This window comes from Rahnella sp. EDr1-12 (assembly GCF_049206505.1).
Taxonomy (GTDB): domain Bacteria; phylum Pseudomonadota; class Gammaproteobacteria; order Enterobacterales; family Enterobacteriaceae; genus Rahnella; species Rahnella rivi.
Genome location: NZ_JBLZNY010000004.1, coordinates 253,334 through 274,718 on the forward strand (window position 1 = coordinate 253,334; position 21,385 = coordinate 274,718).

24 protein-coding genes and 1 pseudogene are annotated in these 21,385 nt (G+C 56.4%); 20 read left to right on the top strand and 5 right to left on the bottom strand.

Translation table 11 applies throughout. The features are described 5' to 3' along the window. Positions 1-3 precede the first annotated feature (3 nt). The 12 genes from urtD (at position 4) to ACO0U8_RS17865 (ending at position 10,775) form a co-directional block, all read left to right on the top strand. Positions 4-801, top strand: coding sequence for an urea ABC transporter ATP-binding protein UrtD (urtD, locus tag ACO0U8_RS17810; protein ID WP_056777157.1), 798 nt, complete (start codon positions 4-6; stop codon positions 799-801). A gap of 11 nt (positions 802-812) precedes the next feature. Then, positions 813-1,511 carry an urea ABC transporter ATP-binding subunit UrtE gene (urtE, locus tag ACO0U8_RS17815; protein WP_414070279.1) on the top strand — a complete coding sequence of 233 codons (699 nt, stop codon included), beginning with the start codon at positions 813-815 and terminating at the stop codon, positions 1,509-1,511. A 233-nt stretch (positions 1,512-1,744) separates the two neighbouring features. Then, positions 1,745-2,413 (top strand): cysteine hydrolase family protein, encoded by a 669-nt coding sequence (locus ACO0U8_RS17820; RefSeq protein ID WP_421671358.1) that lies wholly within the window; start codon positions 1,745-1,747, stop codon positions 2,411-2,413. A gap of 1 nt (position 2,414) precedes the next feature. Beyond that, complete coding sequence (locus ACO0U8_RS17825; protein ID WP_421671359.1) at positions 2,415-3,203, top strand: DUF2877 domain-containing protein; 789 nt, start codon at positions 2,415-2,417, stop codon at positions 3,201-3,203. A 92-nt stretch (positions 3,204-3,295) separates the two neighbouring features. Further along, the gene (fdrA, locus tag ACO0U8_RS17830; protein ID WP_421671360.1) at positions 3,296-4,834 is read left to right on the top strand and encodes an acyl-CoA synthetase FdrA; all 1,539 of its coding nucleotides are present in this window, start codon (positions 3,296-3,298) and stop codon (positions 4,832-4,834) included. Next, complete coding sequence (locus ACO0U8_RS17835; RefSeq protein WP_421671361.1) at positions 4,834-6,243, top strand: DUF1116 domain-containing protein; 1,410 nt, start codon at positions 4,834-4,836, stop codon at positions 6,241-6,243. Before fdrA ends, ACO0U8_RS17835 begins: the two co-directional genes overlap by 1 nt. Then, positions 6,240-7,202 (top strand): carbamate kinase, encoded by a 963-nt coding sequence (gene arcC / locus ACO0U8_RS17840; RefSeq protein WP_122097181.1) that lies wholly within the window; start codon positions 6,240-6,242, stop codon positions 7,200-7,202. The genes ACO0U8_RS17835 and arcC overlap by 4 nt, the downstream gene beginning before the upstream one ends. A 15-nt stretch (positions 7,203-7,217) precedes the next feature. Beyond that, positions 7,218-7,610, top strand: a complete 393-nt coding sequence (locus ACO0U8_RS17845; protein ID WP_056775786.1) for an allophanate hydrolase-related protein — start codon at positions 7,218-7,220, stop codon at positions 7,608-7,610. Positions 7,611-7,641: 31 nt separating this feature from the next. Then, entirely contained in the window at positions 7,642-8,862 is a 1,221-nt protein-coding gene (locus tag ACO0U8_RS17850; protein ID WP_421671362.1) for a cytosine permease, read from the top strand. Positions 8,863-8,946: 84 nt separating this feature from the next. Beyond that, positions 8,947-9,852, top strand: a complete 906-nt coding sequence (locus ACO0U8_RS17855; RefSeq protein WP_421671363.1) for a LysR substrate-binding domain-containing protein — start codon at positions 8,947-8,949, stop codon at positions 9,850-9,852. 123 nt (positions 9,853-9,975) lie between these two features. Continuing rightward, positions 9,976-10,392 carry a DUF2442 domain-containing protein gene (locus tag ACO0U8_RS17860; RefSeq protein WP_122097178.1) on the top strand — a complete coding sequence of 139 codons (417 nt, stop codon included), beginning with the start codon at positions 9,976-9,978 and terminating at the stop codon, positions 10,390-10,392. Further along, positions 10,392-10,775 (top strand): hypothetical protein, encoded by a 384-nt coding sequence (locus ACO0U8_RS17865; protein WP_421671364.1) that lies wholly within the window; start codon positions 10,392-10,394, stop codon positions 10,773-10,775. Before ACO0U8_RS17860 ends, ACO0U8_RS17865 begins: the two co-directional genes overlap by 1 nt. A gap of 66 nt (positions 10,776-10,841) precedes the next feature. Here ACO0U8_RS17865 and ACO0U8_RS17870 read toward each other — a convergent pair whose 3' ends face one another. After that, complete coding sequence (locus ACO0U8_RS17870) at positions 10,842-11,090, bottom strand: GlsB/YeaQ/YmgE family stress response membrane protein (protein ID WP_056775793.1); 249 nt, start codon at positions 11,088-11,090, stop codon at positions 10,842-10,844. A 416-nt stretch (positions 11,091-11,506) separates the two neighbouring features. On the opposite strand from ACO0U8_RS17870, the gene bhsA reads away from it, so the two are divergent. Together bhsA and ACO0U8_RS17880 are read left to right on the top strand one after the other, a co-directional pair. Next, complete coding sequence (bhsA, locus tag ACO0U8_RS17875) at positions 11,507-11,764, top strand: multiple stress resistance protein BhsA (protein WP_217204221.1); 258 nt, start codon at positions 11,507-11,509, stop codon at positions 11,762-11,764. A 191-nt stretch (positions 11,765-11,955) separates the two neighbouring features. Then, on the top strand, positions 11,956-12,399 hold the full coding sequence (locus tag ACO0U8_RS17880) for a GNAT family N-acetyltransferase (RefSeq protein WP_217204220.1): 444 nt from the start codon (positions 11,956-11,958) through the stop codon (positions 12,397-12,399). A gap of 45 nt (positions 12,400-12,444) precedes the next feature. On the opposite strand, the gene yfcF is transcribed toward ACO0U8_RS17880, so the two are convergent. Then, a complete protein-coding gene (gene yfcF, locus ACO0U8_RS17885; RefSeq protein WP_056775806.1) occupies positions 12,445-13,077 on the bottom strand; it encodes a glutathione transferase in 633 nt (210 codons plus the stop codon). A 104-nt stretch (positions 13,078-13,181) separates the two neighbouring features. Beyond that, complete coding sequence (locus ACO0U8_RS17890; RefSeq protein ID WP_240994015.1) at positions 13,182-15,110, bottom strand: methyl-accepting chemotaxis protein; 1,929 nt, start codon at positions 15,108-15,110, stop codon at positions 13,182-13,184. Between the two features lie 320 nt (positions 15,111-15,430). On the opposite strand from ACO0U8_RS17890, the gene ACO0U8_RS17895 reads away from it, so the two are divergent. Beyond that, positions 15,431-15,970, top strand: coding sequence for a hypothetical protein (locus ACO0U8_RS17895; RefSeq protein ID WP_421671365.1), 540 nt, complete (start codon positions 15,431-15,433; stop codon positions 15,968-15,970). Between the two features lie 14 nt (positions 15,971-15,984). Beyond that, positions 15,985-16,455, top strand: coding sequence for a GNAT family N-acetyltransferase (locus ACO0U8_RS17900; RefSeq protein WP_122097174.1), 471 nt, complete (start codon positions 15,985-15,987; stop codon positions 16,453-16,455). Here the strand turns inward: ACO0U8_RS17900 and ACO0U8_RS17905 are convergent. Continuing rightward, complete coding sequence (locus tag ACO0U8_RS17905; RefSeq protein ID WP_421671366.1) at positions 16,452-16,904, bottom strand: GNAT family N-acetyltransferase; 453 nt, start codon at positions 16,902-16,904, stop codon at positions 16,452-16,454. The genes ACO0U8_RS17900 and ACO0U8_RS17905 overlap by 4 nt on opposite strands. Before the next feature lie 29 nt (positions 16,905-16,933). Further along, positions 16,934-17,500 (bottom strand): helix-turn-helix domain-containing protein, encoded by a 567-nt coding sequence (locus tag ACO0U8_RS17910; RefSeq protein ID WP_421671367.1) that lies wholly within the window; start codon positions 17,498-17,500, stop codon positions 16,934-16,936. A 137-nt stretch (positions 17,501-17,637) separates the two neighbouring features. Between ACO0U8_RS17910 and ACO0U8_RS17915 the strand changes: the two genes are divergently transcribed. From ACO0U8_RS17915 to ACO0U8_RS17930, 4 genes and pseudogenes are all read left to right on the top strand, one after another. Then, a complete protein-coding gene (locus ACO0U8_RS17915) occupies positions 17,638-18,840 on the top strand; it encodes a benzoate/H(+) symporter BenE family transporter (RefSeq protein ID WP_421671368.1) in 1,203 nt (400 codons plus the stop codon). Positions 18,841-18,962: 122 nt separating this feature from the next. After that, positions 18,963-19,994, top strand: a complete 1,032-nt coding sequence (gene idnD, locus ACO0U8_RS17920; protein WP_217204216.1) for an L-idonate 5-dehydrogenase — start codon at positions 18,963-18,965, stop codon at positions 19,992-19,994. An 82-nt stretch (positions 19,995-20,076) separates the two neighbouring features. Next, positions 20,077-20,673: a DJ-1/PfpI family protein gene (locus ACO0U8_RS17925; RefSeq protein ID WP_183849898.1), complete on the top strand. Its 597-nt coding sequence runs from the start codon at positions 20,077-20,079 to the stop codon at positions 20,671-20,673. A gap of 129 nt (positions 20,674-20,802) precedes the next feature. Further along, positions 20,803-21,345: pseudogene (locus ACO0U8_RS17930) on the top strand (isochorismatase family protein); the annotation flags it as partial. Positions 21,346-21,385 lie beyond the last annotated feature (40 nt).

Below are 21,385 nucleotides of genomic sequence, written 5' to 3' on the forward strand. Positions count from 1 at the left end.
CCGATGACCATGACCGAAGACCTGTTTACCCAGCCGCACCTGGCGGACCGCCACCGCGCGCAGACCGACCCGATTTTGCAGCTGGAAAACATCAACGTCAGTTTTGACGGATTTAAGGCGCTGACCAATTTGTCGCTCAATATCGGCGTCGGCGAACTGCGCTGCGTGATCGGGCCGAACGGCGCAGGGAAAACCACGCTGATGGACGTGATCACCGGCAAAACCAAACCGCAAAGCGGCCGCGTTTATTACGATCAGCGCACCGATCTGACGAAGCTTGATCCGGTGCGCATCGCGCAGTCCGGCATCGGGCGGAAATTCCAGAAACCAACGGTGTTTGAAGCGCTGACGGTGTTCGAAAATCTGGAAATCGCTCAGAAAACCAATAAATCGGTATGGGCGTGCCTGCGCGCCAAAATGAACAGCGAACAGCGCGACCGCATTGATGAAATGCTGGGCACGCTGCGTCTGGCGGCGGAACGCCATCGCCCGGCGGGGTTGCTGTCCCACGGTCAGAAACAGTTTCTCGAAATCGGCATGCTGCTGGTGCAGGAGCCGCATTTATTACTGCTCGACGAACCGGCGGCGGGCATGACCGATGCCGAAACCGAATACACCGCCGAGCTGTTCAAACAGCTGGCGGGCAAACATTCGCTGATGGTGGTCGAGCACGATATGGGGTTTGTGGAAACCATCGCCGACCACGTGACGGTGCTCCATCAGGGGCAGGTGCTGGCCGAAGGTTCACTGCGCGACGTGCAGGCCAACGAGCAGGTTATCGACGTGTATTTAGGGCGCTGAGGAATCGCAATATGTTGCAGGTAAATGAACTGAATCAGTTTTACGGCGGCAGCCACATTCTGCGTGGCCTGTCTTTTGAGGCAAAAATCGGCGAAGTGACGTGCCTGCTCGGGCGCAACGGCGTCGGCAAAACCACCTTGCTGAAATGCCTGATGGGGCTGATCCCGGCGAAATCCGGCACCATCAGCTGGCAAAATCAGGTGATCAATTCCCGCAAACCGCACCAGCGCGTGCAGGCGGGAATTGCCTACGTCCCGCAGGGACGCGAAATTTTTCCGCGCCTGACCGTCGAAGAAAATCTGCTGATGGGCCTGTCGCGTTTTTCCGGCAGCCAGGCAAAGCAGGTGCCGGATGAAATCTACCATCTGTTTCCGATCCTGCTGGAAATGAAACACCGACGCGGCGGGGATTTGTCCGGCGGCCAGCAACAACAGCTGGCGATTGGCCGCGCGCTGGCCTGCAAACCGAACCTGCTGATCCTCGACGAACCGACCGAAGGCATTCAGCCGTCGGTGATCAAAGAAATCGGTGCGGTGATTAAACAGCTCGCCGCCCGCGGCGACATGGCGATCCTGCTGGTCGAACAATTCTACGATTTCGCCGCCGAACTGGCCGACAGCTATCTGGTGATGTCGCGCGGCAGCATCGTCAAACGCGGTCGCGGAGAGGAAATGGAGGCCGAAGGCGTACGGGGGCTGGTGGCAATCTAGCGCTCATCACACTCCTTAAACAAAAAACTTCTCGCCAGCGGCGGGTCAGCATCAAATTATTTGCTGCTCGCCGTCGCGGTTTGCGGCATCTCACACTTCTTTCCGGCTAAAAATCCTGCTGCAAAATATTCGGCGCTCACCGGAAAATCATTTCGCTGTCACCCTTTCATCGCCTCTCTATACTTGCGCACAGGTACTTCTTTTCCCCACACCGGATGTTCAGGAGAGTAACGATGACTACGCATCAATTTCAGGCAGAACCCTTCCCGTTAGCCTTTGACCCGCAAACGACGGCGTTAGTGATGATTGATATGCAACGCGATTTCGTTGAGCCCGGCGGGTTTGGCGAAGCGCTGGGCAATGACGTGTCGAAAGTGCGCACGGCGATTGCGCCGTGCAAAAAAGTGCTGGATGCCGCCCGCGCGCAGGGAATGCTGGTCATTCACACCCGCGAAGGCCATCGCGCCGATCTGAGCGATTGTCCTCCGGCTAAACTGACCCGTGGCGGCCAGACGTTTATCGGCACTGACGGTCCGATGGGTCGCATTCTGGTGCTCGGCGAAGCCGGTCACGACATCATTCCTGAGCTGTATCCGGTTGCCGGTGAGCCGGTTATCGATAAGCCAGGCAAAGGCGCGTTTTATCAGACTGATCTGCATCTGGTGCTGCAAAACCACGGTATCAGAACCCTGATTGTCTGCGGCGTGACCACCGAAGTGTGCGTCACCACCACCGTGCGCGAGGCCAATGACCGTGGCTTTGAATGCATTATTCCTCAGGACTGCGTCGGATCTTATTTCCCGGAGTTCCAGAAATCCGCGCTGGAAATGATCAAAGCGCAGGGCGCGATTTTCGGCTGGGTCAGCGACGCGAACGCCATCATCAACGGCTTAAAGGCATAACGTGCAACTGCCCGTCGTTTCGCTCGGCTATCTGGCTAAAGACCGCTTCGCGCAGCCGCTGACGGCGCACAGCCGCTTTCAGCATGCAATGAACCTGATGGCGGATGACGGGCAGTTACTGACGCTGCTCGATGCCAGCCGCTACCCGAATTTGCCGGATGCCATCCGGGTTCAGCTTCCACACGGCTGGGACTGGCGACGAATGACCGGCGAATTAACCGGGCTGGATCACGCAGAAATCTGGCAGCCGCAGATAACGCCGGTGCCGCCCGAACAGCGGCCACAACACTACGCCACGCTGGTGAAAGCGCTGATCAAACAGCCGGTGGAAAGTGAACTGATGCTGCTGCCCGGCGGTGACAGCAACAAGCGCCAGCCGCATATTTTTGCGCAGGACAGCACAGAAAAGCTGACGTTTCAGGTGTTACGGCTGATCGGCTTCGGCGGCGGGCTGACGCCGGACGGCGACGATTATCTGCTCGGTTATCTGGCCGGATTGTGGCGCTGGCAGACGGCGCCGCGCATCGCACGACATTACCGGCTGATGCAGGAGATCATCGCCAGCCATCTGACGCGCACCAACGATATCAGCGCGCATTACCTGCGCCGCGCGCTGGACGGGCATTTCTCTGAGCCGCTTTGTGACCTGCTGATGCTGCTGACCACACCGGCCAGCGACGACATAGTGCGCAGCGCGGCGCAGAACGTCATGCAGTTTGGTGCCAGTTCAGGCACTGACTGTCTGGCAGGCCTTCTGCACGGAATGCGCACGCTACAGACCACGTTGTAACTCACTCTTTTTCTCTTCATGCCGGTTGCCCCTGCGCGCCGGCAGGGGATCCCTTTGCCTGTAAAAACAGGCAGTAAGCACAGGTAATTGTTATGAGTGTCATTTCTCAGGTTTTCAGCAATATGTATCAGGACTCGGTGTCGCTGATGCAAATCTCCGCCAACATCAGCAAACAGCCGGGCATCGAACAGGCCTCTGTGGTGATGGGCACGCAAACCAATCTGGCGCAGCTGGCGGATGCCGGTCTGGGTCAGGAGATGAAAGCCGGTCCAAACGATTTGATTATTGCGGTCAAAGGCGATGAAGCGGCCTGTCAGGAAGCCATGACGCTGGCGCGCGAACTGCTCAGCAGCAAACCGCAGGAAGCCGCCACAGACGGCGTTTTCGCGCCAAATCTGGTGAGTCTGGATATGGCGCTGGAACGCCATCCCGACATCAATCTGGCGCTGATTTCCGTGCCGGGTGATTACGCCGCCGCCGAGGCGATTAAGGCGCTGCAACTGGACATGAACGTGATGCTGTTCAGCGATAACGTCAGTCTGGCGCAGGAAAAACAGATCAAAACGCTGGCGCGCGAAAAGAACCGGCTGGTGATGGGGCCGGACTGCGGCACCGCGATCATCAACGGGATGCCGCTGGGTTTTGCTAACGTCGTGAAACGTGGCGCGATCGGCGTGGTCGGCGCGTCCGGTACCGGCGTGCAGGAAGTCACCTGCCGCGTGGATCATCTCGGCGCGGGGATTTCTCAGGCGCTCGGCACCGGCGGCCATGACCTGCATGAAGAGATCGGCGGCATTTCCATGCTGCACGGCCTGAACATGCTGGCAGGCGATCCGGATACCGAAGTGATTGTGCTGATTTCCAAACCCCCTGCCCGCGCCGTCGCCGAACGCATCCTGGAACAGGCCAGCGCCTGCGGCAAGCCGGTGGTGGTGAACTTCCTCGGCGCAGATGCGGCAGATATCGCCCGCGATCGCGTTTTCCCGGCAACCACTCTCGCAGAAGCCGCCGGTAAGGCAGTGGCGCTGCTCGACGGCAAGCCATCCGTGACGGCTTTCGGTGAAATCATCCGCCCTGAGCAATGCCACGCCTTACCGGCGACACGCACCGATATTCGCGGCGTCTTTGCCGGAGGCACTTTCTGTTATGAAAGCCAGCTGATTTGTCAGCAACAGGGTTTTCACGCCGCATCCAATACGCCGGTTACCGGCAACAAAAAACCGGATGACGTGTGGCGCAGCCGCGGTCACACCCTGATCGACATGGGCGACGACGATTACACCCGTGGCAAACCGCACCCGATGATCGACCCGACGCTGCGCAATCAGCGCATTGCCGCCGAGCTCAGTGACCCGCAAACCGCCGTTCTGCTGTTCGATCTGGTGCTGGGTTATGGCGCGGCCGCCGAACCGGCAGCGGAATTACTGGAAATCCTCGCACAGCATCCGCGCGATCAGCGCCCGCTGCTGGTCGCCCACGTCTGCGGCACCGAAGCCGATCCGCAACAACGTTCACGTCAGATCGACGCATTGCGCCAGGCAGGTGTGGTGATTGCTGAATGCAACGCACAGGCCGCGCTGTGGGCCAGCCAGATTGCCCGCATTCAGGCAGAAAAGAAGGGAGAAAAATAATGAATACGTTACTCAATCAGCCACTTTGCGTGGTCAATGCCGGTCTGAACAGCTTTGCTGAAAACCTGAAAACCGCCGGTGGCAATGTGGTGCCGCTGAGCTGGCAGCCGCCTGCGCTGGGCGATATCGCTGCCGGTCTGAGTCTGGCGGAATTGCTGCGCCACCCGCTGGTCGAAAAAGCCAACGACGTGGCGTTTGCCCGCTATCTCAGCGCGCAACCGGCGCTGGTGGATGTGCTGGCCGCGCGCGAGGCCATTCCGGCCATGAGCGAGCGCAAACTCATTCTGCACTCCGGCCCGCCGATTGCCTGGCAAGACATGTGCGGCCCGGTGAAAGGCGCGATCATCGGCGCGGTGATTTACGAAGGCTGGGCAACCGGTCATCAGAATGCAGAGCAGATGATTGAAGCGGGCAACATTGCGCTCGAGCCTTGTCACCACTATCACGCGGTCGGTCCGATGGCCGGTATTATCAGCCCGTCGATGCCGCTGTGGGTGATTGAAAACAAAACCAACGGCAAACTGGCATTCAGCAATTTCAACGAAGGTCTTGGCAAAGTTTTACGCTTTGGCGCCAATAACGAAGAAGTTCTGGATCGTCTGCGCTGGATGGCTAAAGAGCTGGCTCCGGCGATGAAAGCGGCGGTACTAAAACTCGGTGAGATGGAACTGAAACCGCTGATGGCGCAGGCGCTGCACATGGGCGATGAAGTGCATAACCGCAATGCGGCAGCCACCGGTTTGCTGATCAAGCGTCTGGTTCCGGCGCTGCTTGAATGCAATTTGCCCGCTGAACAGCTTCAGCGCTGCGTGGCGTTTATCACCGGTAACGATCACTTCTTCCTCAATCTGTCGATGGCGGCCTGTAAGGCAATGATGGATGCGGCGGCGGACGTGCCTTACAGCTCGATGGTCACGGTGATGGCGCGTAACGGCGTTAACTTTGGTATCCGTCTTTCCGGCACCGGCGACCGCTGGTATCAGGCTCCGGCCAATCCGGTAGAAGGCCTGTTCTTCCCCGGTTACGGCGTGGAAGATGCCGCCGCCGATCTGGGCGACAGCGCGATCACCGAAACCGCCGGTGTCGGCGGCTTCGCAATGGCCTCGTCTCCGGCCATCGTCAAATTTGTCGGCGGCACGCCTGCGGATGCCTCCAGTAACAGCCGCAAAATGCAGCTGATCACTCTCGGCGGCAATCCGGCATTTACCCTGCCTGCGCTGAACTTCGCGCCGACGGCGGCGGGCATCGACGCCCGTAAAGTCGCCGACCGCGCCATCCTTCCGATCATCAATACCGGTATCGCCCACAAACTGGCGGGTGTCGGCCAGATTGGCGCGGGGATCACTACCGCACCGATGTCCTGCTTTACCGATGCACTTCAGGCGCTTTCTCAGGAGATCCCGGCATGAACACACCTTTAGCCGTGGTGGCCGTCGGTGGAAACGCGCTGATCGCCGATGAACACAAAAACAGTATTCCCGATCAGTATCAGGCGGTGATTGAGAGCGTGCGTCCGGTTGTGGACATGATTGAAGCGGGCTGGGACGTTGTGCTCACGCATGGTAATGGCCCGCAGGTCGGGTTTATTCTGCGCCGTTCGGAGCTGGCTGCCGGTGAAGTGGCGCCGGTGCCGCTTGATTACGCGGTCGGCGATACGCAGGGGGCGATTGGCTATATGTTCCAGAAAGCCCTGCTGAACGAGCTGCAAAAACGCGGCATTTCGCGCCCGGTTGTGGCGCTGGTGACGCAAACGCTGGTCAGCGCGCAGGATCCGGCGTTTCAAAATCCGGTTAAACCGGTCGGCGCATTTATGGATGAAGCGACCGCCCGTCAGCGTCAGCAGGAACTCGGCTGGAGCATTGCCGAAGACGCCGGACGCGGCTGGCGCAGAACCGTGCCTTCGCCACTGCCGCTCGACATTCTGGAGCGCCAGACCCTCAGCACGCTGCTGGCACAGGGCTGCATTGTGATTGCCTGCGGCGGCGGGGGCATCCCGGTGGTACGCGATGAGCATCAGCAACTGACGGGCGTGGAAGCGGTGATTGATAAGGATCTGGCGTCAGCGCTGTTAGCGGAACAACTCGGTGCGGATTTACTGCTGATCCCGACCGGCGTGAAACAGGTCGCCGTGAATTTTGGCACGCCGCAGCAGCAATGGCTGAGCAATCTCAGCGTGGAACAGGCCGAAACGTTTATTCGCGAAGGGCAGTTTGGCGCGGGCAGTATGCAGCCGAAAGTCGAGGCCATCGTGAAATTTATCAACAACAGCCAGCAACAGGGAAAACACGCCAAAGGGCTGATCACCAGCCCGGAAGCGATTAAAGCCGCCCTGAATCATCAGACCGGCACCTGGATTTCACATAATTAAAATAAGGATATCAACATGGAAAACACTATTTTACTGGCAGTGAACGGCACGCTGATGCGCGGTCTGGAACTGAACCCGAACATGACCGGCGCGGGTGGCGTGTTCGTGCGCGAAGACAGCACCGATGCCCATTACCGTTTGTGGACCATCAACGACCGCCACCCGGGGATGATCCGCGTTCAGCAGGGCGGAAACACCGTCAGCCTGGAAATCTGGGCGCTGCCGCCCGCTTCTTTCGCCGCGTTGCTGAGCAGCGAACCGGCAGGGCTGAGCATCGGTAAAGTGAAGTTGCAGGACGGCAGCGAAGTGCTGGGCGTTTTGGCAGAACCCTGGCTGGTGGAAGGACAAACCGACATCACCGCAACCGGCGGCTGGCGCCAGTATACCGGGCATCATCACACCCGCTGAGAGAACGGCCTTCACTGAAAAGGATTGGGTTATGCGTAAAACAGAAAATGCACCGAATACGGCGTCAGGCCTGCGTATCGCCATGATATTACTGGGCATTGCCGTCACACCGGTTTTGCTTTCTTCATCAAGTCTGGGCAATCAGTTGTCAGGTTCGCAGCTGATTACCGTGGTGGCGCTCGGCGGAATTATTCTCACGCTGCTGGCGGCCATCACCATCTGCGTGGGTGAAAAAGCCCGCCTGCCGACCTACGGCATTGTGAAATATGCCTTCGGTGAAAAAGGCGCGGTGGCGATTAACATTCTGATGGCCGTCAGCCTGTTTGGCTGGATTGCGGTCACCGCCAATATGTTCGGCCATTCAGTCCATGATTTGCTGGCAGAGCATGGGCTGGACGTGCCCGTGCCGCTGCTGGTGACGCTCGGCTGCGGCGTGTTCGTTGCTTCGACGGCGTTCGGTTTTGCCGTTCTCGGCAAAATCGCGCAGGTCGCCGTGCCGGTGATTGCGCTGGTGCTGGTTTACATCCTGTATGTGGCGATGCACGGCCACGCGCCGGTGGCGGACAGCCTCAGCCAGATGAATACGGGCGTGGCGGTGTCTACCGTGGTCGGCACCATTATTGTGCTGGTCGCGACATTGCCCGATTTCGGCAGTTTTGTGCATAACCGCAAACATGCGCTGATTGCCGCAACCGCCGCGTTTCTGGTGGCGTATCCGCTGCTCTACTGGGCCGGGGCCATGCCGAGCGCGCTGAGCGGTCAGGGTTCCCTTCTCGGGGCGATGGCTGTTTTCGGCGCGGTGCTGCCGGCGGCGATGTTGCTGATTTTTGCCTGCATCACCGGCAATGCGGGGAATATGTTCCAGGGCACGCTGGTGGTTTCCACCCTGCTGACCCGTTTCCCTAAATGGCAGATTACGCTGGCGCTGGGCGTGCTTGCGGCGATTATCGGCAGCATGGACATCATGGCCTGGTTCATCCCCTTCCTGCTGTTTTTAGGGATCGCTACCCCGCCGGTGGCCGGGATTTATATCGCGGATTTCTTCCTGTACCGTCGCAACGGCTATCAGGCAGACGTCCTGACCCGTGAGCCACCAATCAAGTTACTGACTTTTGTCGCCTGGCTGCTCGGTTCCGCCGTCGGTTTCATGACGGTAAAAGGCATGATGACGCTCACCACCATTCCGTCAGTGGATTCAATGCTGGTGGCCTGCGTCTGTTATGCGCTGTTTAGCCGGATGCAAAAGCACTGACGGCGAAAAGGGTAAAATACGGCATAATTAAGGAAATCCGTCATGACGACGGGTTTCCTTTTTTTATGGCAGGAGCGCCTTTGTATGCTGATTTCTGATGAAAGTATTCGTATCGTCCATCTGGTCGCGAAATACCAGAGCATTACCACCGCCGCCGATCAGCTGAACAAAGTCCCTTCTGCCATCAGCTATACCGTGAAAAAGCTCGAGGAAAGCCTCGGCGTGGCGCTGTTTATCCGCAAAGGCAATCACATTGAACTGACGCCTGCCGGGCACTATTTTATCCGCCACAGCAAAACCCTTCTGAGCGATCTCGATGCCCTGAAACGCAATACGGCCCTTATCCATGAAGGCGTCGAGCAGGAATTTATCATCGCGGTGAATAACATCGTGCCGGTGCCTGTGCTGGTGGATTTTATCAGTGCCTTTGAGCGGGCATTTCCCTCGACGCGGCTGTCGCTGAACGTTGAGGTCTACAACGGCTGCTGGGACGCGCTTTACAGTAAACGGGCCGATCTGGTGATTGGCGCGCCGCATAATGTGCCGGGCAGCGAAGGGGTGATCACCGAAAGTCTCGGCCAGCTGGAATGGGATTTTGTCGTCGGCCCGCAGCATCCGCTGGCAACGCTGATGCAACCGCTGACCAACGCCGAGCTGCGGCAGTATCCGGCGGTGTGCATTCGCGATACGGCAGTGAATTTTGCCCATCAGCAGGCGTGGCTGCTCGAGGGGCAAAAACCCTTATTCGTCCCTGATTTTGCCATCGCCATTTCCCTTATCGAGCGCAATACCGGCATCGGCTATCTGCCTCATCACCTCGCCCTGCCGTTACTCAACAATGGCCGGCTGGTGAAAAAACCGATGCAGGAACATAAACATGCGACCCAACTGTTCCTCGCCGCCCGCTCCGACGGCATGGGCAAAGTCTGCCAGTGGTGCCTCGATTATCTGCTGGCACCGGGCGTTAAGGGGGAATTGTGCGGGAAGTGAAACCGGGTAGAGTGTTTTAATATGACGAAAAAAGTCGCTATTCATCTTTCGCGGAGATCAAATCTTTGTTTCGTTATTTAGAGGCAAATATCGTCACGCTCAATGCTGAATGGGAGAAAATCCATGGCACCAATGACACGATTTGAAGCGGCGTTGAAACGGGGGGAACAAACGGCTAATGACCCTTCCCGTCCGGTTTCAGTCGAATATCGCCCAGGGCAACATGCTTTTATGATCATGCACGGCAATGGCGTCGGCTATCTTATAAACATTGATCTCATTGAAGAACTTCAGTTCGCCACGCAAGAACAGCTTAACAGCGCAGAGGTAGATGGTTTCAGCAAAGCGCTGCGCATTCCGGCATGTGATGTGGACATCTACCTTCCGGGTTTACTGGCAAAAATTCTCTTTGACGCCAGTGATTTACAGAAAATTGTCGCCTCGATCAACGGCGCCATGCGCAGTGCTGTTAAAGCCAGCACCAGCCGGGAGAATGGCAAAAAAGGCGGACGTCCGCGTAAAAATGCAGAGTTAAGTTAATGCCCAAAATCAAAAGCCAGGAAGCGCTGGTACGCCAGCGTATGCGCGGGATCATACTGGCAGTGCTGGTGATGGTTATCGCGGGGTGTTACCAGTGGTGGAAACAAGGGAAACTGATTTCCGAGCAGTGGAGCCCGAACAAAGAATATGTGGTGCGCGAATATAAGACCTTCGATTTTATCCCGCGCATGACCATGCCGGGCGATGGCGGCCACTACTCAGGCTATATGCGGGTGTATAACCGCGACGGCAAACAGTTTTATGAAGAGTATTCCGACCTGCTCGACTTTATCGAAGGCCCGTTCTGGGCGAAGGAAGGCGTGTACTGGATGGGCAATGAAAATCAGGACATCGTGCGCCTGCCGACGTCACCGGTGGAGTAAATCACAGACACAAAAAAGCCGCGACAATGCGCGGCTTTTTTTATTTTCAGGCGTAATGGCGAACCATTAGCTCCTGATTTTGCGGTAGATAAACAGTACGACAATCGCACCGATCACCGCGACGACGAAGCTGCCGAAGTTGAAACCGTCTACGCGACCAAAGCCGAAGAAAGTACTGATGTAACCCCCGACCACAGCACCGACCACACCCAGGACTACGGTCAGAATGAAACCACCGCCATCTTTGCCAGGCATGATCCACTTAGCCAGAATACCTGCAATAAGACCAAAGATGATCCAGGATAAAATTCCCATTTTCGACTCCTCCGAATAAATTTCCGCTACCGTGAATATTGTTCAGCCAAGTCGGCCAAACAAATGCAGAATGATTGAAATCCTGCGGTTTGGGTGGCAGGTTTACTTTCATACCCCACGCACAACCCGTTTCTGATACTACCCTGAAAGCGTAGCACTCTTTAAACAAACCCGCCAAAAATCAGCAGGAAGGAGAAAACAGCAGCAAAGATGGGTGTTTTTACAGTCTGCGTCAGCATTATCGCGGTTTCGTCAGTTCCCCGCACAGGGACGTAAAATTGCGTAAAAAGTAGACCAAATATTTTGAATGACTTACTCAAATCAATCCGTTTTTCATCTCTGTGCATCAGGCTTATTATGCATCCATCGAAAGGCAACCACCTTTCACTCACATAAACCTGAATGGAATACACATCATGAAAAACGTCAAAATTTTTGCTGTAGCTGCAACCCTCTCCCTGATTTCTTTCGGTAGCTTCGCGGCTCAGCAGGTGAATCAGCCGTCCGGTGACATGCAGAAAATCGGTGTTATCTCCGCTGCCAACTCAACCACCCTGAGCGGCCTGGAAACCAAACTGTCACAGCAGGCGAAAGAAGCCGGTGCTTCTTCTTACCGCATCATCTCCGTGACCGGTAACAACAAACTGCACGCTGACGCTGAAATCTACAAATAATCTCCTGCGATAAAACCCTCTGAAAAGCCTGTGGAAGTCTGACTTCCACAGGCTTTTTTTGTATTTACCTCTCCATCTTCAGATTTTCTTTATCCGCGCATTGCCACTTCCCGGTCAGATTCACTATTCTGATTTATCATTTCTGCACTCCGACTCACCACGATAAAACGCGAATAAAAAGGAATCCTGTCATGAAGACCCGTCTCAGCCATGCCCCGACCGAAAGCGATCTCGAGGAGATCAAAAGTGGCCTGCGTAATTTCAACAGAAACTTTATCCCTCAATCAAAATTCCGTGCGTTAGGGATTTTTGTGGAAGATGAAAAAGGCAACAAACAGGCGGGGATTGTGGCGGAAACCGTCGGGAATTGGATGTACATCCAGATGCTGTGGGTCGATGAATCGCTGCGTGGCAAAGATGTCGGCACGCAACTGATCACCGAAGCGGAAGAAGAGGCCAAAGCGCGGGGCTGTCGTTACTCACTGGTGGATACGTTCAGTTTTCAGGCGCGCCCGTTCTATGAACGCATGGGCTATCACATGCAAATGGCGCTGGAAGATTACATCGCCGATTCCCGCGCACCGGACGATGCGCCTTCCACGCACACCCGCTTTTTCCTGACGAAATCACTGTAAACGTCTTTAGCGCAGTCAGCCTGTGAGCTGACTGCGTCACTCATCTTATTTCGCGGAAAGCGCTAACCACGCCAAAACGGACGGGCGCTGCCACTGCGATTGGGCATAGGCGATGAGTTTTTCCGGCATCGGATCGCCGTTCAGACGCAGGCGGTTCAGCATCAGCGCCAGATCCACATCCGCAATGCTCCATTCACCAAACAGATTCGTTTTATCACCGAGCAAACGCTCTGCGGCATCGTAGAGTTTTTCGGCGGCCTGCTGGCCTTTGGCGGTCAGCGGCGGGCGTTTCGCGCCAGCGAACACCACTTCAGTGGAGCGTTCTTCGCGGATGGGCATCAGATCACTGCGCAACCAGGCCTGAACTTCGCGGGCTTTGGCGCGGTTTTCAGGATCAGCCGGATAAATGGCAGGAAACGTCGGGGCGGGAAACAGCTCATCGACATATTCATCAATCGCAGAAGATTCGGATAACACAAAGCTCCCGTTGGTTAACGTCGGTACGCGGCGGGTCACGGAAATCGCCGAATAGGTTTCTTTCAGGTTCTCCGCGTCAGCCAGATCCACCTTTTCCAGTTCGAAGGGGATGCCTTTTTCGGTCAGCGCGACAAAAGCGGACATCACGTAAGGGCTGTAAAAATTGGCGTCGGAATACAAAATCAGCGAAGGCTGGCTCATGGCAAACTCCTGAAAGAAATCAAACAAAGGAACAAAAACATAGCGCAGAAAGCGGGGTGTGTCGTTAAAAAGCCTTCCACCCGGAGGCAGAAGGCGGTGAAGCGTTATTTCAGCCGGAATACCTGCACGATCTCATTCAGGCGGCGGGCCTGATCTTCGAGAGATGCAGAGGCGGCAGACGCCTGCTGAACCAGAGCCGAGTTTTGCTGGGTGACGCCGTCCATTTCGTGCACGGCCTGCGTCACCTGGCTGATGCCGCGCGACTGTTCGTCCGACGCCGAGACGATTTCGCTCATGATGTCACGCACGTCAGTGATGGCCTTCATGATCTCTTTCATCGTCTCACCGGCATTTTTCACCAGCCCGACACCGTGATCGACGCGTGAGGTCGATTCTGCGATCAGCGCGGAAATCTCTTTGACCGCATCGGCGCTGCGTTGCGCCAGGCTACGCACTTCCGAGGCCACCACCGCGAATCCGCGCCCCTGTTCCCCTGCCCGTGCAGCTTCCACTGCCGCGTTCAGCGCCAGAATGTTAGTCTGGAAGGCAATGCCGTTAATCACCGATGTAATGTCGGCAATGCGACGGGAACTGTCGTCTATTTCGCCCATAATGCCGACAACGTCAGACATAATGCGATCGCCTTTACCGGCAATCGTGGTGGCATTTTCAGTGAGTTCCGTGGCGACATGCGCGTTATCGGCGTTCTGTTTTACGGTAGCGGTGAGCTGCTCCATACTCGCCGCCGTTTCTTCCAGCGCCGCCGCCTGTTGTTCGGTGCGCGAGGCCAGATCGATATTTCCTGCCGCAATCTGCGACGCGCCGCTGCCGACCGCATGGCTGGTGGAAATAATGTCCGTGACCACGTGGCGCAACTGCGCCTGCATGGTTTGCAGTGCGAAGAAGATGCTGGTGCGGTCGTTTTTCTGCGTCAGGATCGGATGCGTTAAATCGCCATCGGCCACCGTCAGCGCGATTTTCGCCGCATCTGCCGGCTCACCGCCGACCGGGCGCAACACTTTGCGGGTAAAGATAATGCTGAGCACCGCAAACACCACCACAATGCTCAGCACCATCAGCACCAGCGCGGAATAGAGCTGGCGCGTGCTTTCCTTCATCACCGCGTTGACCGGCGCAACGATGCCCAGCATCCAGGGTGTACCGGTATCACCAATCTGAATCGGCACAAACTCGGCAAAGGCGTTTTCACCCAGCACCGGATCCTGCTGTTCGCTGCTGTAGGGCTGACCGGTCTGAATACTTTTCAACAGCGACGCATCGTTTTCCAGCTTCTGTGTGACCTGATCTTTTTTTGGCGAAGAAAGATAATGGCCGGACTGCGAAAACAGCATCGCGTAACCGGTGCCCTGATAGGGTTTGATGCCGTTGACCATGGTCTGCAAGGTTTGCAGCGAGAAATCCGCCGTGACCGAACCGAGGAATTTTCCCTCCACGATGATCGGTACCGCGATCGACGTCAGCAGCGTTTCCACACCGTTGTAGGGGTAGCTGTACGGCTCAAGAATCACCTCTTTTTTGAGTTTGCGCGGCAGCAGATAGTAATCGCCGCTGCCCGGCGTTTCATAATCGGTGAGGTTGTGCAGCACCACGTTGCCACTGGTGTCGCGGTCAACATAACGGACGTAACGGCCATCCGGATCCTGCCCTGCCTGTGCGGCTAAGTCAGCGTCTTTCCCGTCGAACGCATCCGGCTCCCAGGCCAGTGACATCGACAGAAAATCCGGGTGATTTTTCAACGCATTTTGCAGCAAGGTATCGGCCAGTTTGCGGTCGGCATGCCCGGCTTCGCGCAGGCTTACCATGCTTTGCACCAGATCGCGGGCAGCATAGAGGGCGGTATCGAGTTTCTGACGGGCGAGATAGCCGTCGGTATTGGCGGTTTGCTGGAGATAACGCCGGGCGATGTCGCGCTGCTGGTTGGCCGACTGCCAGCTGAGCAAACCGACCGTAATGGTATAACCCAGGCTGATGGTGAGCAGCCCGACGATCAGCATCAGCGTGCGGGTACGCATCGGCGGTTTCTGTGGGTGTACATGCTTCTTTGGCGCAGCCGTGGCCGCAGGTGAGAACGCCTGAATCTGACTCATAAAATCCCCCGGAACAGTCAACGTGCTGTGAAAAACTCACTGTGAAAAATGGGTTATCTGTCCCTGATACGTGGCCTCTGAGGATGAGCAGGAATTCCGTTATCGTCTGAATTATCGGCACAGACTGAGGATGCTTTAGCCACAACGGTAAAAATCCGTCGCGAAAAGATAAACGTTCGCATCCTGCCCACGGCTCCCTATACTGCTGTTATGTCGGCTGATTCAGACCTGTTCAGGAAACTCCTATGAAGTCATGGCTTTTACCTCTGTTGCTGCTCGCACCGCTGTGCTCGCAGGCGGCATCGACGCCGAAAGAAATCAAAACCCGCTTCAGCCAGTTTAAGGTGGGGGACAAGACCATTTGCCTCGACGAAGTGATCTACGCTGATAACAAAAAAATGAAGGTTATCGAGAACGGCTTTGTGGTGTCGAAGCGCAAAAACATGCTGATTTACCAGAGTAATACGCTGTTTTTGCTGGGTAATAACGTCACGGTTAATATCAAGGCGATCATTGAAAGCCGGATCGGCAAAACCTCATTCAGCAATCAGTTTAAGCAGGCGATGATTCAGGTCGAAGGGCTGGATGATCCGTCGCGGGCAGACGATAAAGCTAAAATTATTCAGTCATTTGAAAACGTGGTGGCCGATAAAGACAATCAGACGCCGTACAGTTCTGTGGCGCTGACCGAAAAAGGCTACATCATCACCCAGGCCGAAGCCCATTCGACGACCATCAGTGAATGCTACGTGACGCCTTATAAAAAACCGGATACCGCAAAATAATTCAGAGGGAAATGATGACCGTATTAGTACCAATGAACGCGGCGTTCTATGACGAATTTGCCGAACTGCTGGCAAAAGATTACGCCGGGGAGAATGTGACTGCCGGTCTTTGGGCCGCCGATACCGCGCTGGAACGCGCCCGTCATTCCATTCAGGCGTCGTTGCCGCAAGGGATTGAGACGCCGGATCATTATCTTTATGAGATTAAAACCGACGCGCAAAATGACAGGGTCGGCTATCTGTGGTTCGCTAACGTGGAGCGCTACAAAGTACACAGCGCCTTCGTTTATGAGCTGATGATTTATCCGCAGTTTCGCCGTCAGGGCCATGCCGCTGCGGCATTCCGGCTGATGGAACAGCGCCTGCGTGAAATGGGCAGTGCGGCGATCGAACTCAATGTGTTCGCCAGCAATCCCGCTGCGCAGGCGCTGTACGCCAGCCTTGGTTACGTCACCACGAAAATGACGCTGCGCAAGCCGCTTTAACGGACGTATTTCATAAAGTTAGTGGTCTGCCCCACCCGGTCGTAAAGTTTGCGGGCGGTGTGGTTGGTGGTTTGCGTCATCCAGTAGACGTTGGCTTTGTCGTTTTCATCAGCGTACGCGTAGACCGCTTCAATCAGTTTCTGCCCGATCCCCAGCTTGCGCGCACTGTCATCGACGTATAAATCCTGCAAATAAACCACCTGGCGCATATGCCAGCCGTGATCGTGATTAATGCAGTTCACCAGCCCGACCAGTTTGCCCTGACATTGCGCCACAAAACCGAACATGCTGGCGTAGTCAGACCGCGAAAGCCGCTCGAATGTGTAATCAAACTGAGCCGGATCGAGTTTTGACTGGTAAAAATCCAGATAACTGCGCCAGAGAACCTCCCAGCTTTCGCGGTCAGCGGGCATTAACGGGCGGATCACAACATCTTGCGGCTGGCTCATCAGAGCATTCTCCTCACAAATAGAAAACGTTACGGACGTGACTGCGGGTAATGTATCAGGTCGTGGAAACGCACGGAATGCCCGCTGTTGTTGCGGTATGCATGCGGACAATCGGCAGCAAAACGCAGGGCTTCACCGGCGCGCAGCACACGCGTGACGCCATCGACGGTCAGCGTCAGTTCGCCTTCAATCACAATCACATGCTCAATCACGCCGGCTTCGTGCGGTGTGGATTCACTGCACCCGTCCGGCTCGAGATCGATAACAAACATGTCCATGCGCAGCGTGGTATCGAAAGGAAACAGCGGCACCACACGCATTCCCGACGTGTCACTGTTGAACGTGGTCAGTAAGCCGTGGCGATGCAACGCCGCCGACTGCGCGGGTGGCGTTTCGAGAAATTCCGAAAAAGAGACGTTCAGGCCGCTGGCGATTTTCCACAGCGTCGCGACGGTCGGGCTGGATTCGCCGCGCTCAATCTGCCCGAGCATCGCCTTGCTGACACCGGTCTGTTCTGCCGTCTGGCTGAGGCTCAAGCCGCGCTCGCTGCGCACGGCTTTCAGCTGGCTGCCAATATGGCGGGTAAGTTCCTGCATTGTGTCTCCTCTGCGACGATGATCGTTCATCGCGATTGTGCGTTATAACGCACAGTGATATCTTGAGCGCAACAGGTGTGCGCTATAACGCACAACAGCATAACGTCAGCGTCCGGTAACCAGAAGGATTTTCACAAATGGCCTCGCGTTTCAGTTGGCAGGATTTAACGTTTTCGGCGGTCATCGCCGGATTTGTCGCGGTATTGGTGGGTTACACCAGCTCGGCGGCGATTATCTTTCAGGCGGCGGAAGCCGCGGGCGCCAGCGTGGCGCAGATTGGCGGCTGGCTGAGCATGCTCGGGCTGGGGATGGGCGTCACCAGCATCGGTTTATCGCTCTATTACCGCACGCCGGTGGTGACCGCCTGGTCAACGCCCGGCGCGGCGTTACTGGTCACCAGCCTGCCCGGCACCTCGATTAACGAGGCCATTGGCGTGTTTGTGTTTGCCACCGGCCTGATCCTGCTGTGCGGCGTGACCGGCCTGTTCGCCAAAATGATGCATTACATTCCGCAGGCGCTGTCGGCGGCGATGCTCGGCGGCATTCTGCTGCGCTTCGGGCTGAACGCCTTTACCTCGCTGCAAAGCAATTTTGCCCTCGCGGGCAGCATGTGTCTGGTGTATTTGCTGGCGAAGCGCGCCCTGCCGCGCTATGCGGTGGTTCTCGCGCTGGCCGCCGGGTTGATTGTCGCCGGATGGCAGGGCGATATCGCCCTGCACGGCCAGTCGCTGACGTTCGCCGCACCGGCGTTTGTCATGCCCCATTTCACGTTGTCTTCGATTATCGGCATCGGCATTCCTTTCTTTATCGTCACCATGGCCTCGCAGAACGCGCCAGGCATTGCCACGCTGAAAGCCCACGGTTACAACCTGCCGGTATCACCGCTGATTTCATGGACGGCGCTGACAGCGCTGGTTTTGGCCCCGTTCGGCGGTTTTACCGTCTGTATCGCCGCCATTACCGCCGCAATTTGTATGGGCGAAGATATCCATCCCGATCCAAAAAAACGCTATATGGCCGCCGTTGCGGCAGGCGTTTTTTATCTGATTGCAGGCGTGTTTGGCGGATCCATTGGCATGATGTTTACCGCGCTGCCGGAAGTGCTGATCCACACCATCGCCGGGCTGGCGTTGCTCGGCACCATTGCGGGCAGTCTGTACCGCGCGCTGGAAAACGAAAGTCAGCGCGACGCGGCAATCATCACCTTTCTGATCACCGCATCCGGCGTCACGCTGCTGGGCATCGGTTCGGCATTCTGGGGGCTGGCGGGCGGTGTGATTACGCATCTGCTCCTGAGCATTCCGGCGCGCAAGCGTGATAAATCCGCCGGGAAAGGTTGAGTCCGTTCAAGTTATGGGTAACAGGTTTTCGTAACACGGCGCAAAGTGATGGCGGTCACGTTTTCAGATCGGTAAACCCTCTTTACTGGAGCCAATCAGGCCCTTTAAAGAGCGAGAATTCCATGACTATTGCCACACAATCCTGCGTCGTCACCGGGAAAAAAGACGTCGCGGTGATCAACCAGACCCTCGACTACACCGGCCAGGGCACGCTGGTCAAAGTGACCCGCGGCGGCATCTGCGGCTCGGATCTGCATTACTACGAACACGGCGCCGTGGGTGATTTCAAAGTGCGCGAGGCGATGGTGCTGGGGCACGAAGTGGTCGGCGTGGTGGAGAAATCGGATAACCCGAATTTGCAGCCCGGCCAGAAAGTGGCGCTCAATCCGAGTAAACCGTGCAGAGCCTGTAAATATTGCCTGTCCGGCGACGAAAATCAGTGTACGACCATGAAATTTTTCGGCAGCGCGATGTATTTTCCGCACATCAACGGCGCGTTCACGCAGTATAAAATTGTCGACAGCGATCAGTGTATTCCTTACGACAATCAGGTCAGCGACAGTCTGATGGTGTTCGCCGAACCGCTGGCCGTCGCCATTCATGCCGTGAATCAGGCGGGCGATATTCATGGAAAAACCGTGTTTGTTTCCGGCGTCGGCCCGATTGGTTGCCTGATCGTGCTGGCGGCGAAAGCCAAAGGCGCGGCGCAGATCGTGGTGACCGACCCGAGCGAACGCTGCCGCACGCTGGCACTGGCGGTTGGCGCAAGCAAAGCGCTGGACGCCGCACAGGGAGATTTCAGCGAATATCAGGCAGAGAAAGGCTTCTTCGATGTCTCCTTTGACGCCTCCGGTCATCCGTCTTCCATCCGCCGTTGTCTGGAAGTGACCCGCGCACGCGGCACGCTGGTGCAGGTCGGCATGGGGCCGGTGGTGAATGAATTTCCGCTGATGATGCTAATTGCTAAAGAAATTAACTGGGTCGGCAGCTTCCGTTTCACGGAAGAATTCAACACGGCAGTGGAATGGCTGGCGAATAAAACCGTCGATCCGATGCCTTTATTGTCGGCGGAATTCCCGCAGGAAAGTCTGGTGGACGCGCTGGAATTCGCGCTGGATAAATCCAAAGCCTCGAAAGTGCAGCTGGTTTTCTAGTCTGCCACCTCACTCACATTATCAAAACATCGTTTCATTTTATGATGTCCTCTGATTTTTAACCTCAGAGGACATTTGCATTATGGTGAAGGACAACGCGAAAAAACAGGTCGCCCTGCTGCTGGCCGACGGTTTTGAAGAAGGCGAAGCGGTGATTGTGCTCGATATTCTCGAGCGGCTGGACATTCAGGTCACTACGCTGGCGTGCCAGAAAAGCCTGACGCTGCGCACCTATCACGGCATTCAGATGCAGGCTAACGCACTGCTTTCCGCGCAGGGCGACCGTTTATTCGATGCCGTGGTGATGCCCGGCGGCCCGGAAGGATCGGTGGCGCTGGCGGCCAGCAAAGAGGTGGTGGAATTTGTCCGCCGTCACGACGAGGCCGGTAAACTGATCTGCCCGCTGTGCTCCGCGGCCGCACGCGTGCTGGGCGGAAACGGACTGCTGAAAGGGCGTCGCTACGTCTGTTCCGGCGATTTATACCAAGATGTGAAAGACGGCGTGTACGTCAATCAGTCCTTCGTGGAAGACGGCAACTTACTCAGCGGCAAAGGATTAGGGCTGGCGTTCGATTTTGCCTTCCAGCTGGCCTACCGCCTGACCGGCGACGCTGAAACCACCAATTTCCAGGCCGATCATATCGATTATCACCACTGGCGTGCCGACCAGACACTCTGATTAAAACATTCAACTTCCGGCGGATGATGCAGGTCGTCCGCCCCTGTCAGCATCATGTCCGTTTTTGGCATTCTCCCTTAAGCATTTGAGGCGCAAACTGGCTTCACACTCATCTGATGGAGTCCGAAAATGGCACACAGCGCCCTGTTAAACATCGACGTTCAGCGTTCCTTCGAACAAAAAGATTTCTGGCAGCAGGATGATTTACCGGCTTTCAGTGCCGCCTTAACCCGCCTGATCGACGGCTGTCAGGCCCGCAACGTGCCGGTCATCGACGTCTTTCACGTCAATCCGGATGGCGTGTTTTCGCTGGATTCCGGGCTGGTAACGCCGATGTCTTTTCTCAGTCATCAGCCGCAACATGTGGTGCATAAACACGTCCACAATTCACTGACCGAATCCGGCCTCGACGGCTGGCTGCGTGAAAACGGCATCACGCATCTGATCATCGCCGGAATGCGTACCGAACAGTGCTGTGAAACCACGGCACGCGTGGCATCCGATCTCGGTTATTCGGTGACGTTTGTGACAGAAGCAACGCTGACCTTCCCGATGACGCACGCCAGCGGCGTCACGCTGAGCGCTCAGGAGATCCAACTGCGAACCGAACTGGTGCTCGATGACCGCTTTGCCACCATCACCGACGTAGCCGGTGCGCTGGCGGAACTCGACCGCGCTGTGTGAAGATAGCGTTTTCCCCTGCACACGGATC